A 15,863-nucleotide genomic window follows, 5' to 3' on the forward strand; every position below is an offset into this window, starting at 1 on the left:
GCCCTTTTATTATTAATTAACGATACTTATCAATAGCCAGAATGACCTAAGGCTTATTCTGCTGCCATTTCCTTTTCAACAAGCATAATTAAAATATGAATAATCTTAATATGAATTTCTTGAATGCGATCAGCATAACCAAAATGAGGAACACGGATTTCAACATCCGCTAAGCCAGCCATTTGACCGCCATCTTTACCGGTTAAGGCAATTGTCTTCATGCCCTTTACTTTTGCAGCTTCAATCGCCTTTAAAATATTGCCTGAATTACCTGAAGTAGATAGACCAAACAATACGTCACCTTTTGCACCCACTGCTTCTAAGTAGCGTGAAAATACGTACTCATAGCCGAAGTCATTACTTACACACGATAAGTGGCTTGGATCAGATATCGCAATACCAGGATAACCAGGGCGGTTTTCACGGTAACGACCTGTTAGCTCTTCAGCAAAGTGCATTGCATCACAATGCGAACCACCATTACCACAAGACAATACTTTACCGCCTTGTTTAAAGGAATCAGCTAATAGTTTTGCTGCCGCTTCAATATCAGCAAGGTTTTTATCATCACTTAAAAAGCGATTTAGTACATCAGCTGCATCTGTTAGTTCTGCACGGATCAGATCCTGATACATAAGCGATTCTCTCTATTATTCTTTAGATACAAATCAAGCGGGTAAATACCCGCTTGATGTTTTAAATACACCGTTATTCGCAGTTTACATACAAATAACTTACAGTGTCGACTCCTGATCAGAATCATTGTGAGAATTAATCAGTAAAACTTGCTGCAATTGACTAACAGAATGAGCTAAATGCACATTCTCTGCCTCAAATATTCCAGCATGGTAGAGTTTACGTTCAACATGCGGCTGCGTACCTAATAAATAGACAGGTAACTCAGACAGGCGATCTAACGCCATATCAAAGGCATGAATAGCAGTAATATCAATCGTTGAGACATCACTAAAATCAAGTACAACAGCACGTGTTTCTGTCGTTGCATGTTCAATAACAGAAAATGCTTTCTCACTCGCGGCAAAAAATAATGGACCATTAATGTCATAAACAACAACATCATCACCAAAGTTAAGATGTGGGTGCTCATCATGAGTAATCGTTACTGTCGTTAAGGTCGCAATACGCTGAATAAATAACACACCGGCAAGCAATAAACCGACAATAACAGCGACAACCATATCGAAAGCAACAGTTAAGATAAAACATGTCATCAAGACAGCAACATCACGACGTGGCGCAACCTTTAACGTATGCACAAAGTGAGGCGCTTCTGACATATTCCACGCTACCATGATTAGTAAGCCCGCTAATGCACTCATAGGGACAAAAGAAAGTGTTGGTGCTAATACAAGCATCGCGACTAATACAAAAATCGCATGCATCATGCCTGAAATAGGTGAAAATGCACCAGATCGAATATTGGTCGCCGTACGGGCAATCGCAGCCGTTGCTGGAATACCACCAAAGAAAGGCACAACCATATTGGCAATACCTTGACCGACAAGCTCGGCATTCGGATTGTGCTTTTTACTTGTCATACCGTCTGCAACAACCGCGCATAATAGCGATTCGATACAACCAAGCATCGCGATAGTCAGCGCTGATGGCATCAATTCAATCACGGTAGCCCAATTAAAAGTATCGGACTTCCACAGTGCGATAAACTGCGGTGCTTCTTGTGGAATACCATGGCCCACAAGGCTACCAATAGTGTAGCTAAATTTTTCACCCAGCAAAGTTACATGCTCAGGGCCAAATTTGTTTAATGCTAACGCTAAAACCGTACCTACCAATAACGATACCAAGTGAGGTGGAATACGCGTTTTTAACTTCGCCCAGCCAATAAAGACAAAAATAGTGACCACCCCGACAATCGCATCAGCATAGTTCGCTGTAGGTAGAGCATGGGCATACGACATCACTTTTTCAGGAAAATGGATTGGGCTACCTTGAATATGTAGACCTAATAAATCTTTAAGCTGCAAAAAAGCGATAACAAAACCGATACCAGCAGTAAAGCCCGTAGTAACCGGATATGGCACATACGCCACCAGCTGCCCTAAGCGGAAAACCCCCATCAATAACAGGATAATACCTGACATCATGGTGGCTAACATTAAGCCTGATAAGCCGTATTTTTGAGTGATAGGTAAAAGGATAACCACAAAGGCCGCAGTAGGACCTGTGATATTAAATCGTGAACCACCTAATAATGCGGCTAAAAAGCCCGCCACAATGACCGTATACAATCCATGTTGTGGTGGTACACCGACAGCAATTGCTAATGCCATCCCCAATGGAATCGCCACAATACCGACCGTAATACCCGATACAATATCGGCACGAAATTTAGAGAAGGAATAACCATCCTTCCACGCCTGTGATAAAGCATGAAATAACAACACAACAAGACCTCTTGTACTTTGCGTACATTTGATAAACAGGAATTGATGTCAACCCGATGTAGGGGGTCCGGCGGGCATGTGTCAGTCGGAATCGGGAAAGGCAACAAAAGGAAATACTATTCAACACGGGATGATTAAAATATAACCTCCCACAATAACGTGAACAATATCACAATACGGCATATGTTAACGCTCTGCTAAAATTCTGCAAGTGAAAAAAATAACCACGATGATCTCGATCAATCCCTTTATTAGCCTAACTTTTCCTTATTTTGTAGACGTAACCGTTTACTTTCATATTAAAAAACTATTTTACATTTTGTTAAAGAACACATTACAATAATTAAAAAGTGGTAAGACCTCTTACCTTAATAATAATTACCCTACAATTAACAATAAAATGTGTAGCAATGTACTGAACTCTTCATCATGAAGTCAGGTCTCGCTCAATTAGTCCTGATGATGTGTAAACAGTCTTACTACACAGATTAAGGAGAATCACTATGGTTACGCTTGCGTATGTCATTGGCTTTATCGGTGTTATGTTCATATTGGCGTATCATCGCGCGTCATTAAAAACTTTTACGGCGGTAATTGCTGCAACACTATTAATCGGTACTGTTTTTTCTATTACAGGTATTATTAGCTGGTTAATTTTCGCTGCGATTGCGATTCCTCTTAACATCCCAGCCTTACGTAAAAAATATCTCGCCGCTCCTGCATTAAAAGCCTTTAAAGGTGTAATGCCTGAAATGTCTCGCACTGAAAAAGAAGCCATTGATGCTGGTACCGTGTGGTGGGAAGCTGATTTATTTGGTGGTAATCCAGACTGGAAAAAACTCCATGATATCCCTGTGCCAACCCTTTCAGCAGAAGAGCAAGCTTTTCTCGATGGACCGGTAAATGAACTTTGCCGTATGGTAAATGATTTTCAAATTACTCATGAATTTGCCGATCTACCACCCGAAATTTGGCAATACTTAAAAGATCATAAGTTCTTCGCTATGATCATTAAAAAACAATATGGTGGACTTGAGTTTTCTGCCTATGCTCAATCATTAGTACTGCAAAAATTAACCGGCGTCTCTGCAGTATTATCATCAACCGTTGGTGTCCCTAATTCACTAGGTCCAGGCGAACTGCTTCAACACTATGGTACTGAAGAGCAGAAAAACCATTATTTACCCCGCTTAGCTGCTGGTCAGGAAATCCCTTGTTTTGCCTTAACTAGCCCAGAAGCAGGCTCAGATGCCGGCTCAATTCCCGATTTCGGTATTGTGAAAAAAGGTATGTGGCAAGGCGAAGAAGTCCTTGGTATGGAATTAACATGGAACAAACGTTATATCACTCTAGCGCCGGTTGCTACGGTACTAGGTCTTGCCTTTAAACTCTCAGATCCTGACAGCTTACTCGGAGATCAAAAAGATCTGGGTATCACCTGTGCCTTGATCCCAACCGATCTAGAGGGCGTTGAGATTGGTCGTCGTCACTTCCCTCTTAATGTGCCATTCCAAAATGGTCCAACTAAAGGTAACAAAATCTTTGTCCCTATTGATTTTATTATCGGTGGTCAGGAAATGGCAGGCCAAGGATGGCGTATGCTAGTAGAATGTCTATCGGTTGGTCGCGGTATCACTCTACCGTCTAATTCAACGGGTGGATTAAAAACCGCAGCAATCGCAACAGGGGCTTATGCGCGTATTCGTCGCCAATTCAAAATGCCAATTGGTAAAATGGAAGGCATTGAAGAGCCACTTGCACGTATTGCGGGTAATGCTTATGTCTTAGATGCAGCCAGTACTCTAACCGTCGCTGGCATCGATCTTGGCGAAAAACCTTCCGTTATCTCTGCGATTGTAAAATACCATTGTACCCATCGTAGCCAACGCGGTGTGATTGATGCGATGGATATTGTCGGTGGTAAAGGGATCTGTATGGGACCGAGCAACTTTATTGCTCGTGGTTATCAAGGTGCGCCTATTGCTGTCACCGTTGAAGGGGCGAATATTCTAACACGTTCAATGATCATCTTTGGACAAGGTGCAATCCGTTGTCACCCTTATGTGTTAGAAGAGATGAACGCCGCTTATAATGATGATAAAAAACAAGCCTTAGAAAGCTTTGATAAAGCAGTATTTGCTCATGTTGGCTTCGTGATAAGTAACATGGCACGCTCTTTCTGGTTAGGTATTACCGATGGCTACGGATCATCGGCGCCACGTAAAGATGCAACCACACGTTATTACCAACAACTCAACCGCTACAGTGCTAACCTTGCTCTACTGGCTGATATTTCTATGGCTGTGCTTGGTGGTTCGTTAAAACGTAAAGAGCGTTTATCTGCCCGTTTAGGTGATGTGCTTAGCCAGCTTTACTTATCATCAGCAACACTAAAACGTTATGCCGATGATGGTTATCAACAGCAAGATCTTCCATTAGTACATTGGGGGTTACAGGATTCATTATACCAAGCAGAAACAGCCCTTGATGACTTCCTAAGTAACTTCCCTAATAAGTTCATTGCTGGCGCACTACGTGTTGTATTGTTCCCATTAGGTCAACGTCGTATCAAACCAAGTGATAACTTAGATCATGCCGTTGCTCGTTTAGCACAAACCCCATCAGAAACTCGAGATCGCCTAGGTCGAGGTCAATTCTTAGAAGCATCTGAAGGGAATCCAGTCGGTATGATGGAAGCTGCACTTAACGATATTCTTGCCGCTGAGCCGATTTATGATCGAGTTTGTAAAGCTGCGAACAAAAAATATCCGTTTGTACAGTTAGGTAATGTTGCCGATAAAGGACTTGAACTCGGTGTAATTGAACATGCTGAAGCAGAGCTATTGCGCCGTGCTGAATTAGGTCGCTTACGTACCATTAATGTGGATGATTTTGAGCCTGACCAATTAGCCGCAAAGCCAAACTCAAACACTGATTGCTCAATCAATAATGCAGCTTAAACGAGCCTATTTTATTTAAAAAGTTAAGACACAACAAAGGGAAGCGACAGCTTCCCTTTTCTTTCTTCAACAGAAGAGAATTTATGAAGGTAAAACAAGGGCTTCTTTTTTCTCTTTTCGACGCTTTTTAAATACTCGCCAGCCCCATATACCACTAATCACTAATACGATTATCGCGCTATTTCCTATTACCATCACACTGAGTATTTTCTCTCGTGAGGCTTTTTGCAATTCAATCTCTTTTAATATCTGTTGTCGTTCAAGCTCTGCTTTATCAATAACGGGAAGCTCAATATCAGTTTCTGAGCGAATATTATTAATCACCGCAAAATGGCTTTCAACTAACGGAAATATCAGCTCGCGTTGATACAACCGATCAGTACCGTAGATCCAACCTTCCCACGAATATTTACCTGTCTCACCATCAAAAGGCAATCCAACCGACAGCTCAGTTTCATTTGGTAATGTTCGTTGCTGAATAATTTGCTGTTTAGTATTTGGTGTACCGTAGCGAATATAAGCAGCTAATGATCCTGCTACCAGCGCATCATCTTGAGGCAATATCACCACTTGATGAGGCTCTTGTCGTTTATGACTTTTAATAAGAGTGGCAGAAAACGGTTTTGGGTAAACCAATACTTCTTGCTCTATGGCTCGTGTAAAAACCCCATTCATTGACTTAATTACAACACGATATTTACCCGGCTCAACAGTAGCAGGAAGAGAAACCGTAAATATACCATCCCCTGCCACTTCATCACGATCCTGACCGTTATCTTCAAAGTTACCTACCACTATTGGTTCTGGCTGCATATCATTAGTGAGTTGCTGCTCTTTAGATATAAAGGGGTAAAATGACACCCGCAATTTCACCCGATCTAAAAAGTCACGGACGGTTAAAGGCTGCTCATTTTGTAATAGTTTTGCAGAGAACTTTAACACTTCAGATTGGTATAAATTCTGCGGTAACGTATCTGCTGTTAAATGAAGATTAGACAACAAAGTAATACGGTTATCTTGCGAAACGCGTCCAATCGCTTGCCAAGGTCCCGCCATTGGCTCATCAATCGAAATAATATCGAGATCATTTTCAGAATACCAAGAAACGTGCTCTGGATGACGACTGGAATAATATTTCGAGCCATCCGGCGCGACCAACACCACAGGACGACTGGGTTGCTCTCGTTTTACCATGAAAGACACTTGCTTTATCGTTGGATCAACACGGAAACGGTTATCAAGCCACGTCATCCGATCATTATCTTGCGCCCAAGCAAATAATGGCCAGACAACCATACATATCCATAACCGCTTCAGCATAATTCTCCTACAGACGCCAAAGAACGTCAGCTTTTTTACCGATCAAATCGAGTCTTTCTTCATGTGAAACTAATTCATCGGCAGAAGCACAGATAACCTTTAGCCCTTTTCTTTCACCGACCAAACGCTTTATCGCAAATTCTTTCTCACTATCCCCTTCGTTATCACCACTTAATTTCAATGACGTTTGACCACCCGTCATCATTAAATAAACGTCAGCAAGGATCTCGGCATCGAGCAAAGCGCCGTGCAAGGTTCGATGCGAGTTATCTATGCCATAACGCGAACAAAGAATATCAAGGTTATTACGTTTACCAGGAAAGAGGCGTTTTGCCATTTCCAAGGTATCCGTTACTTTGCAAATATCTTCGGTTTTCTTAAGATCAGATCCCATTAACTGGAATTCATAATCCATAAAGCCAATATCGAACGATGCGTTATGAGCGACTAATTCTGCACCATCAATAAAGTCGATAAACTCTTGATGAATGTCAGCATAACTTGGCTTACCTATTAAGAACTCATCAGTAATACCATGAACATCAATCGCTTCTGGATCAATCGGACGGTCTGGCTTGATATAAACATGGAATGTTTTACCGGTTAGTTTACGGTTAATGATTTCAACCGCACCAATTTCAACAATACGGTGACCTTCATAATGCGGCCCCGTCATGTTCATACCGGTGGTTTCTGTATCGAATACAATAATGCGTTGGTTAGTGGCTTTCATAGTGGCTTATGTGTCAGACTTAAGTTTTTATCTAGGGCAATACTACCAAATATGATGAAGCAGGTAGAAATTTACACAGACGGTTCTTGTTTAGGTAATCCTGGTCCCGGTGGCTATGGCGCAGTACTAAGGTACAAGCAACATGAAAAAGAATTAAGTGATGGCTTTTTCATGACGACTAACAATCGCATGGAGCTACTTGCTGCCATTGAAGGGTTAGCGAGCCTTAAGGAATCATGTCTCGTTGATCTTACCACTGATAGCCAATACGTGCGTCAAGGAATTACGCAATGGATTCATAATTGGAAAAAACGTGGCTGGAAAACTGCTGATAAAAAACCAGTTAAGAATGCGGATTTATGGCAACGTTTAGATACTGAAACCCAACGTCATCAGGTGCAATGGCATTGGGTTAAAGGGCATGCAGGTCATCCAGAAAACGAGCGCTGTGATGTACTAGCCAGAGCCGCGGCAGAAAAACCGACTTTTACTGATGAAGGCTATCAAGCTAATTAATTTGTCTTTACAGCATTACGGCAGATCTCGTTTTGCTACCTTATTACTGGCTTCGGTACGACAATTTACTTGCAACGGAGCCAATTGACGCCTCACTTTCCATTTCGGTTTTATCGGTCTTAATGGGAAAGTACGCTTTCTTGCCACGATAAAGTACAAACTTCCTACCGCCGATAATGGCTCTGATAAGATATTTTCCAACCATGCAGAACAGGCTAAATGACGCGTAGAAGGTAATACCGCAAACGTTTCATGATAGATTACTTCATAATTTAGCAACCCAAGCCAGTCAATAACCCGAGACGATAAATACATTCTTCCATTCCATGGTGCTTTGTTTCTATTCCACGGTAATAACCCGCACAATCCATTAATACTTAATGGGTTACTACCACTAAGTAACAAATAACCATCATCAACAGTAACTCTATCAATTTCACGCAACAATCGATGAGGATCCGTTGAATAATCAAGCTGATGAATAAGTAAACACGCATCAAACGACTTTTCAATGAAAGGTAACTCAAATGACTCAGCTTCAACGTTACGATAACTACTGAATTTATCTACACTAATTTGATGTTGGATATTACAATGGTGACTGGTCAGCTCTGCACTTAAGCCACCAAGCTTTAACATATGGTAACCAAACAGCTTCGGACACCACTCATCGATTCGAGCTTGTAATAATTGTGCCGCCCATTCACCATTGGTCACATTAGACCAAGAATAAGGCACTTCAATATGTGTTACTGTACGCGCTGGCTTCATAATAGTACTGCTCAACACCTGAATTAGGCTGGAGAAGAAATTCATGCTAACAGTTAAAAGCATACCCGCATTTAATGACAATTACATCTGGCTCATTCACAACAAAGATAATCACTGTGTCGTTGTCGATCCTGGTGATGCGACACCGGTTTTAGAAACCATCGATAAATTCGGTTTTACCCTTGATGCTATTCTCATCACCCACCATCATCACGATCATATCGGTGGTATTAGCGAGCTAAAACGCCGTTTTCCCTCAACCAAAGTCGTCGGTCCGGTGAATGAGCCTATCCCAGGACTCACACAACCAGTAGAAGATGGTGACCAAGTGGATATTTTTGGTGAGCGTTTTATGGTGCTTAGTGTTCCGGGTCATACCTTAGGTCATGTGGCTTATGTCGGAGATGAAAAACTCTTTTGTGGTGATACTCTTTTCTCTGCTGGCTGTGGTCGCTTATTTGAAGGTACGCCAGCACAAATGTTCGATTCACTACAAAAAATTGCAGCCCTTCCTGACGAAACAGAAGTTTTTTGTGCCCACGAATATACTGCAAGTAACCTCGCTTTTGCCCTCGTTGCCGAACAAGATAACCCCCACCTACAACAATACCGCGATAAAGTTATTCGACTTCGTGCCAATGGCAAATCGACACTCCCTTCAACGCTAAGTCAAGAAAAACGCATTAATCCATTTCTGCGTTGCGATCAACCTAGCATCAAGCGTTCTGTTGCTGATAAAGCATATGATGACTCTGATCTTGAGACATTCGCTGCACTTCGACGTTGGAAAGACAAGTTTTAATATACTAATCCTTGTCACTAAGGTGGTTGGACACGTATTATCTCCAGCCACTTTAGTAATAGACGACTGTTATGAAATCACGGATTCTTTTAGCAAGCGTGCTTTTATTAGTTGGCTGTCAAACCACACAGCCAGTCACTAAAAAGGCCGAGACTAACGATGTAAATACCGTCGTTGTAAAACCGACAGAGAAAGTCATTCCTCCCTTGTTTGAATCCCAACCAAGCAAGGTGACTTCAGAAGTAAAAAAAATAACACCTCAGCAACAAAAAAATGTCTGGGATCGCATTGGCATGCAGATCGATACCCACATCCCAAATAATAAACGTATCCGTTATTACCGTAACTGGTACTTAAAGCACCCTCGTAATTTAGAAATCATTGCAGAGCGTGCTCAACCTTTCTTGTACTACATTACAGAACAAGTTGAAAAACGCGGTATGCCATTAGAAATTGCCTTACTACCTATAGTAGAAAGCTCATTTGATCAAAATGCCTACTCGAGTATGGCTGCTGCTGGTTTATGGCAAATAATCCCAGATACTGGTCGTCGCTTTGGCTTAAAACAAAATAGTTGGTACGACGGTCGTCGCGATATTGTAAAATCGACAGAAGCGGCATTAAAGCTACTGACTTACCTCAATAAAAAATTTGATGGTAATTGGCAATATGCACTTGCTGCTTACAATACTGGTGAAGGCCGAGTATTTAGCGCAATTAAGAAGAACAAAGCACTGGGTAAATCAACCGATTATTGGGATTTAGATCTACCGGATGAAACAAGCAGTTATGTGCCTAAACTTTATGCGGTCGCTGATATAATCAAAAACCAGAAAAAGTACGGCATCATATTACCAGCAATCAGTAATAAACCCGCGGTTTCAGTGGTAAAGCCCAATACACAAATAGATTTAGATATCGCAGCGAAATTTGCAGGCATTAGTACCTCAGAAATAAAGGCATTAAATCCGGCTTATCGTCGAGGCGTTACTGCACCTAATGGATTAAACCATTTGTTATTGCCAATAAACAGCGTAAATAAATTTAATCGCGCATTAGCTAATAACAAGAATAAAGCATTAAGTACGACGACGACGACCTACACCGTTAAGTCTGGAGACAGCTTAGGTGTAATCGCCGCTCGCCATAACACAACAATCAGTGTAATTAAGCAAACGAACCACCTAAAAACAAATCATATTCGTATTGGTCAAAAACTGAAACTGCCATCAACAAGTTATGCATTAGTCAGTTCTCAGCACCGTAATGCTATTACTCAAACTCACCACACTGTTCGTCAAGGTGATAGTTTGTGGACAATTGCACGTCAATATAACACCTCAGTTAAAGCATTAGCGAAAGCCAATAAGCTCTCAACCAAAGCAACATTGCGCTTAGGTCAAAAACTGAAAGTAGCTAACAACGATGTATCACAAAAGACAGAGAAATCTACCAATAAAGCCAAAACAATCAACTACAAAGTAAAAAGTGGTGATAGCTTAAGTGTTATTGCTCAACGTCACAACGTGACAGTAAAACAAATAGTAAAATGGAATAATCTCAATAGTAAAAAATATCTAAAACAGGGCCAAACGCTTAAATTGGTTATAGATACAAGCAAGGTTAAAGCATGACACCATCCAAAAATCCATTAATGGCGCTTGTTGATCTTTTCCGTTCGCCGATTGATTGTTTCGCAGCGGTTTATGAACGTCCTAAGTGGGCGTTCTTACCCTATATCATTATTATTTTGGGCTCATTTATCTTTTGGGGAAGTTATTTCAATCACGTTGATCTACCTTGGTTACAACAAGCTTTACAAAACCAACTAGGTAGTGTTGATGAATCTGTGAAACAAGCGTGGCTAACAAAAGAAGTATTATTAGCTGGAGAGGTCTTTAGCGATTTTTCAGGTAGAACTGCAGTTATTTTTCTATTAGCGCTATGGCTGAAAATGGCAACAAAAGGTAGTCAATATCAACATAGCTATGGCAAATGGCTAGCCGCTTCCTGCTTTATCATGTTACCGGCCTTTATTGGTGATATTGCTAGCTACATCAATGTCCTATTTAATTCTGCAAATATTCTGCCCAATGCTGCTGATTTAAATAGTCTTAATGGATTATTAAAGTTACCTTTAAACAATCCATGGGCACCATTTGCAACCACAATACCATTGTTAGCACCTTGGTATATTGCACTCACTTATGCCGCAGTAGGCGCTTGGACTGATTTCGACCGCCCTAAAGCCATTATTGTTGCTGTATTACCTTGGGCATTAACACTTATCATTTGGCCACTACTGATTATCGTGGCCTAATAACGACCGAGACTCGCTTTCTTTATTTTAATCTAAACGATGCGAGTAGCGGATTATGATCAGAAGCATCTGTTTTAGGTGCTTCTGATTTCACTAACGTTAAATCACGGTAGTACAGATGATCAAGATGCTTACCTAAGATACGAATACGTTGATCATCAGCAAATGATACTTCTTTCAATCCTAACGAATGGGCAAAAGACTTCAGCACTTTAATTCGCCCCTGACGCCAAGTATTAAAATCCCCAGCTAAAATAATTGGACCAACATGCTTGGACAAAACATCTTTCAAACTATTTAACTGCGCTTTATACTCATCAAGTCCTAACGCAAAGTTCACACCATGCAAATTCACAACAACCAATGTTTGTCCATTTGAAAGTGAAAATTCTGATAACAATGCAGACTTTGGCAAACGTAACCAAGGCTCCATCGCTAAATAAGCACACGTCTGCTTAGAATCCACGCGAGATAAATTCATCACTCCTGCAGGCGTATCTAGGAAACGAAAAGCATTCGCCATCCGTACTTTCCAGCTATTCGCATCTAAATACGATTTTAAATCAGTATTTAAGCTCGCTTCTTGCAGTAAAACTAAATCCGTTCCTGTTGAAAAAGACTCTAAAGCCTTACGCCAATTACTGCGTTGTTGTTTATAGATGTTCCAAACTGCTACCGTTAATTCACCATCAATATCCAGTGGTGGTGCAATTACACTTTCCATACAACGATATGAAAAATGCGGAGCAAAAACCTCATTAGTAACATCGGGTTGTGTTGATATATCAAAAGAGGCATTAAAAGCACCAAGACCTAATGCACCTGCAACCACCCCGACACCAGCAACAAGCTTCGTTTTTGTATAACGTGCCATACTAACCCTTAAACAGAGTAAGCCAGCCTATTGAACATAAGCTGACTTATAAAAAATGGATATTTAAAGTTTGAAATTCTGTTTCAGAAAGGGATGTTAGTAATGTTCGCCATTATCATAATAAGCCGTCGCAGTTAATGCAGTAAAAATAACAGCAACATCTTGATTATTATCATCCAGTGCTTTACGCACAGAAGCAGTGATCACAGCAGCCACTTTATCTTGCGTTTCTTGTCCGCGATCAAACCACAATACCTCTACAAACGGGTAAGCATCAGATACTTCTCCGTCAAAAATAAAAGATGCTGGAATATGCTCTAAAGTAAAGTCTTCACGAGGGCATGACATGAGTGGTTGAAGTTCATCAACAAGTTCTGTTGATAAGATTTTCACTGCATCAAACTCTACAGCACGGAAACGAAGATGAGGCATGAACTCTCCTTGATTAATCAATGTTAGCAGCACTAGATTACCACTTTATCTTACCTAAGCTCGAAATTTTATTGTTAGCGATAGGTCAATCTCTATGCATTCGCATCTTAATCATACCCCTCATTTCCCGTTTTTACACTACACAACAAAATCAAGAATTAATAAATTCATTCAGTTACATTTCAATTTTTAATTTATTTATCTCAACATTGATACAACCACTATTAATAACTATATTTTTAATAATCTAACACGCATTTATTTCAACATTAACGATCTTTGGTATTAAATAAAAGCAAGCCAAACATCAAAAATAATAAGCAATAACATTCAATCAGTTAGACTCAGATTGCAACATTTAATTAACAAAAAAATATTACAGAAAACAATAATCGATAATCACTATTTCATACACGATAAAGATAAAAAAATACTCTTTTATTTAGATCATATTTTTATTTAAACACACCGCTAATTTTGGTGAGATAAACTAACCTAACAGGGTGTTATGAAATGAAAACATACCGTTATCCAGTAATAATACGAAACCTACTTATTAGTTTATTCGTTTCTTTCTCTCTCTATTTACATGCTCAACCCTATACTGAATCGTATGACTATATTGTGGTCGGTGCTGGCGCTGGAGGTGGCCCTCTCGCCTCTAGTCTTGCCGAGCGTGGCTTTTCAGTCTTACTCGTTGAAGCTGGTAATCTACGAGAAGACGATAAAGATTTTATGGATGCACCGGTTTTACATGTGAAAGCAAGCGAACACCCTCGCTTATCTTGGCAATATTATGTCAATCACTATAGCGATCCCAATCGAAACCGATTAGACAGCAAACATTGCCCTGAAAAAGCAGGATGTCCTAGTAATAAACAAGGTATCTTCTACCCTCGCGGATCGACAATTGGTGGTTCAAGCGCTGTTAACGCGATGATATCGGTCATACCACATAATAGTGATTGGAATAATATCGCAGATATAACTGGTGACGATTCATGGTCTGCACAAAATATGCGCCATTATCTCACCAAAGTAGAACGTAATCTTTACGGTAAAAATGAACATCAAGGACATGGTTCTCAAGGGTGGTTACCCATAAACCATAACGCATTAATCGCACCGCACGCTAATGGTAGTTTATATTCACCACTATCACCCAAGGTTAAATTTAGTTATTTAAGTATTATTGCAGGGGCTGGAAAGCAAGCCGATAAAGGTAAACCTGATCACCCTAGTCTATTCTTTCCTTTTAAAAACATTAATGCCCTCCGCAACGGTAAAGAGCCTGAAGGGCTTTACCAAGTTCCTGTTGCTGTAAATGAACATGGTCGTCGAGGTGGAGTGGCAGGTCGTATACTTTCAGCTATTGAGGCAGGCTATCCACTCACGCTTAAGACCAATACACTCGCGACAAAAGTTATTATCAATCAGCAACCCGGTTTAAAACCTAAAGCGCAAGGTGTTGAAGTATTGCATGGAGCGCATCTCTACAAAGCAGATCGCAATGCGGGGAATACCTTTCCTCCCTCTCCAACTTACTACCAAGCTAATAAAGAAGTGATTCTATCAGCAGGCGCATTTAACACACCACAACTACTAATGTTATCAGGAATAGGCGATCGAAATGAACTCAGTACGCATGGTATTACAACTAAAGTACATCTACCAGGTGTCGGTAAAAACCTCCAAGATCGCTACGAAGTACCTATTGTATTTGAAAAAAGAAAGCGTTTCTGGATCTTTGATTTTGGACCTAAAAACTTTCCAGCCCTACAAAACTGTAATTATAACCCAACTAATAAAGATCATTGTCACTACGCTTGGGAGCGAAACCAACAAGGGGTATACACTCAACCAGGTGCACTAATTAGTATGGTAACTAAATCTCAGCGCTATGATATTCATGGCAATAAAAAAGCAATTAATCATGAAATCGAGCAGTTAGACCCTGATTTATATATGTTTGCCCTTGGTGGTACGTTTAAGGGCTACTACCCAGGCTATAGTAATGATACGTTCGATCCCGATAATCAATACACATGGTTGATTTTAAAAGGACACAGTAAAAACCGAGGCAGTGTCACACTTCGAAGTGCCGACCCTTTAGAAACCCCCATTATCAACTTCAAATACTTTGGCGACCCAAAAGCAGGTGTCTTACCAAGTGATGAACATTACGATGATTTAGAGGCGATAATGAAAGGTGTAAAACTATTAAGAAAAACGGCTCAATACTCAACAAACCTTACTTTTGGTAAAGTTTATCATCGAGAAGTCTGGCCTGGGCGACACGTTAATACACAACGAGAAATACAAAATTTTATTATGAATGAATCATGGGGACACCATGCATCCTGTACTGCAAAAATTGGTCATATCGACGATGATATGGCAGTTCTAGATAGTAACTTTAAAGTCCATGGAACAGAGGGATTACGAGTAGTAGATGCAAGCGTCTTTCCTAATATTCCTGGATTTTTCCCAGCTGTTGCCATTTATATGCTCAGTGAAAAAGCTGCAGATATGATCGCACAAGATGCTTTCAATTATTAATTAACAGAAACCAATAATGCCTAAGTTAGGAGTATTATTGCTAGGCCAATCTACAAATGTAAAAAAGCCTCGTCATTTCTGACGAGGCTTTCTTGAAGATGGCAGGGGTGGAGAGATTCGAACTCCCAACACGCGGATTTGGAATCCGCT

At 40.5% G+C, this 15,863-nt stretch carries 13 protein-coding genes; 6 read left to right on the forward strand and 7 right to left on the reverse strand.

Annotation, left to right across the window (positions count from 1 at the left end; all coding sequences use genetic code 11):
* Nucleotides 1–53: 53 nt before the first annotated feature.
* Nucleotides 54–635, reverse strand: a complete 582-nt coding sequence (lpcA, locus tag I3259_RS13200; protein WP_238030046.1) for a D-sedoheptulose 7-phosphate isomerase — start codon at nt 633–635, stop codon at nt 54–56.
* A 99-nt stretch (nt 636–734) separates the two neighbouring features.
* Entirely contained in the window at nt 735–2,426 is a 1,692-nt protein-coding gene (gene dauA / locus I3259_RS13205) for a C4-dicarboxylic acid transporter DauA (RefSeq protein ID WP_238030047.1), read from the reverse strand.
* Nucleotides 2,427–2,929: 503 nt separating this feature from the next.
* Between dauA and fadE the strand changes: the two genes are divergently transcribed.
* A complete protein-coding gene (fadE, locus tag I3259_RS13210; RefSeq protein ID WP_238030048.1) occupies nt 2,930–5,386 on the forward strand; it encodes an acyl-CoA dehydrogenase FadE in 2,457 nt (818 codons plus the stop codon).
* A gap of 81 nt (nt 5,387–5,467) precedes the next feature.
* Here fadE and I3259_RS13215 read toward each other — a convergent pair whose 3' ends face one another.
* Nucleotides 5,468–6,706 (reverse strand): TIGR03503 family protein, encoded by a 1,239-nt coding sequence (locus I3259_RS13215; protein ID WP_238030049.1) that lies wholly within the window; start codon nt 6,704–6,706, stop codon nt 5,468–5,470.
* Between the two features lie 7 nt (nt 6,707–6,713).
* Nucleotides 6,714–7,439, reverse strand: coding sequence for a DNA polymerase III subunit epsilon (gene dnaQ / locus I3259_RS13220; protein WP_006647095.1), 726 nt, complete (start codon nt 7,437–7,439; stop codon nt 6,714–6,716).
* Nucleotides 7,440–7,490: 51 nt separating this feature from the next.
* Here dnaQ and rnhA point away from each other — a divergent pair, with 51 nt between their 5' ends.
* Nucleotides 7,491–7,955 (forward strand): ribonuclease HI, encoded by a 465-nt coding sequence (gene rnhA, locus I3259_RS13225; protein WP_045084816.1) that lies wholly within the window; start codon nt 7,491–7,493, stop codon nt 7,953–7,955.
* Nucleotides 7,956–7,970: 15 nt separating this feature from the next.
* On the opposite strand, the gene I3259_RS13230 is transcribed toward rnhA, so the two are convergent.
* The gene (locus I3259_RS13230) at nt 7,971–8,726 is read right to left on the reverse strand and encodes a methyltransferase domain-containing protein (RefSeq protein ID WP_238030050.1); all 756 of its coding nucleotides are present in this window, start codon (nt 8,724–8,726) and stop codon (nt 7,971–7,973) included.
* Between the two features lie 43 nt (nt 8,727–8,769).
* Between I3259_RS13230 and gloB the strand changes: the two genes are divergently transcribed.
* From gloB to I3259_RS13245, 3 genes are all read left to right on the forward strand, one after another.
* The gene (gene gloB, locus I3259_RS13235; RefSeq protein WP_238030051.1) at nt 8,770–9,528 is read left to right on the forward strand and encodes a hydroxyacylglutathione hydrolase; all 759 of its coding nucleotides are present in this window, start codon (nt 8,770–8,772) and stop codon (nt 9,526–9,528) included.
* Between the two features lie 71 nt (nt 9,529–9,599).
* On the forward strand, nt 9,600–11,162 hold the full coding sequence (locus I3259_RS13240) for a LysM peptidoglycan-binding domain-containing protein (RefSeq protein WP_238030052.1): 1,563 nt from the start codon (nt 9,600–9,602) through the stop codon (nt 11,160–11,162).
* A complete protein-coding gene (locus tag I3259_RS13245) occupies nt 11,159–11,848 on the forward strand; it encodes a YIP1 family protein (protein ID WP_238030053.1) in 690 nt (229 codons plus the stop codon). The genes I3259_RS13240 and I3259_RS13245 overlap by 4 nt, the downstream gene beginning before the upstream one ends.
* Before the next feature lie 22 nt (nt 11,849–11,870).
* On the opposite strand, the gene I3259_RS13250 is transcribed toward I3259_RS13245, so the two are convergent.
* Both I3259_RS13250 and I3259_RS13255 read right to left on the reverse strand, forming a co-directional pair.
* Complete coding sequence (locus tag I3259_RS13250) at nt 11,871–12,722, reverse strand: endonuclease/exonuclease/phosphatase family protein (protein WP_238030054.1); 852 nt, start codon at nt 12,720–12,722, stop codon at nt 11,871–11,873.
* 96 nt (nt 12,723–12,818) lie between these two features.
* The gene (locus I3259_RS13255; RefSeq protein ID WP_238030055.1) at nt 12,819–13,154 is read right to left on the reverse strand and encodes a DUF1904 domain-containing protein; all 336 of its coding nucleotides are present in this window, start codon (nt 13,152–13,154) and stop codon (nt 12,819–12,821) included.
* Between the two features lie 513 nt (nt 13,155–13,667).
* Between I3259_RS13255 and I3259_RS13260 the strand changes: the two genes are divergently transcribed.
* On the forward strand, nt 13,668–15,713 hold the full coding sequence (locus I3259_RS13260; protein WP_238030056.1) for a GMC oxidoreductase: 2,046 nt from the start codon (nt 13,668–13,670) through the stop codon (nt 15,711–15,713).
* Nucleotides 15,714–15,863 lie beyond the last annotated feature (150 nt).

Source organism: Photobacterium sp. Ph5, from assembly GCF_022129445.1.
In the GTDB taxonomy this organism is placed as follows: domain Bacteria; phylum Pseudomonadota; class Gammaproteobacteria; order Enterobacterales; family Vibrionaceae; genus Photobacterium.

Excerpts from the sequence above, each read along its gene's own strand:
- rnhA (WP_045084816.1), top strand. The coding sequence starts at position 7,491 with ATGATGAAGCAGGTAGAAATTTACACAGACGGTTCTTGTTTAGGTAAT.
- I3259_RS13255 (WP_238030055.1), bottom strand. The coding sequence starts at position 13,154 with ATGCCTCATCTTCGTTTCCGTGCTGTAGAGTTTGATGCAGTGAAAATC.
- I3259_RS13230 (WP_238030050.1), bottom strand. The coding sequence starts at position 8,726 with ATGAAGCCAGCGCGTACAGTAACACATATTGAAGTGCCTTATTCTTGG.
- I3259_RS13250 (WP_238030054.1), bottom strand. The coding sequence starts at position 12,722 with ATGGCACGTTATACAAAAACGAAGCTTGTTGCTGGTGTCGGGGTGGTT.
- I3259_RS13215 (WP_238030049.1), bottom strand. The coding sequence starts at position 6,706 with ATGCTGAAGCGGTTATGGATATGTATGGTTGTCTGGCCATTATTTGCT.
- I3259_RS13245 (WP_238030053.1), top strand. The coding sequence starts at position 11,159 with ATGACACCATCCAAAAATCCATTAATGGCGCTTGTTGATCTTTTCCGT.
- fadE (WP_238030048.1), top strand. The coding sequence starts at position 2,930 with ATGGTTACGCTTGCGTATGTCATTGGCTTTATCGGTGTTATGTTCATA.
- I3259_RS13240 (WP_238030052.1), top strand. The coding sequence starts at position 9,600 with ATGAAATCACGGATTCTTTTAGCAAGCGTGCTTTTATTAGTTGGCTGT.
- lpcA (WP_238030046.1), bottom strand. The coding sequence starts at position 635 with ATGTATCAGGATCTGATCCGTGCAGAACTAACAGATGCAGCTGATGTA.
- dnaQ (WP_006647095.1), bottom strand. The coding sequence starts at position 7,439 with ATGAAAGCCACTAACCAACGCATTATTGTATTCGATACAGAAACCACC.
- gloB (WP_238030051.1), top strand. The coding sequence starts at position 8,770 with ATGCTAACAGTTAAAAGCATACCCGCATTTAATGACAATTACATCTGG.
- I3259_RS13260 (WP_238030056.1), top strand. The coding sequence starts at position 13,668 with ATGAAAACATACCGTTATCCAGTAATAATACGAAACCTACTTATTAGT.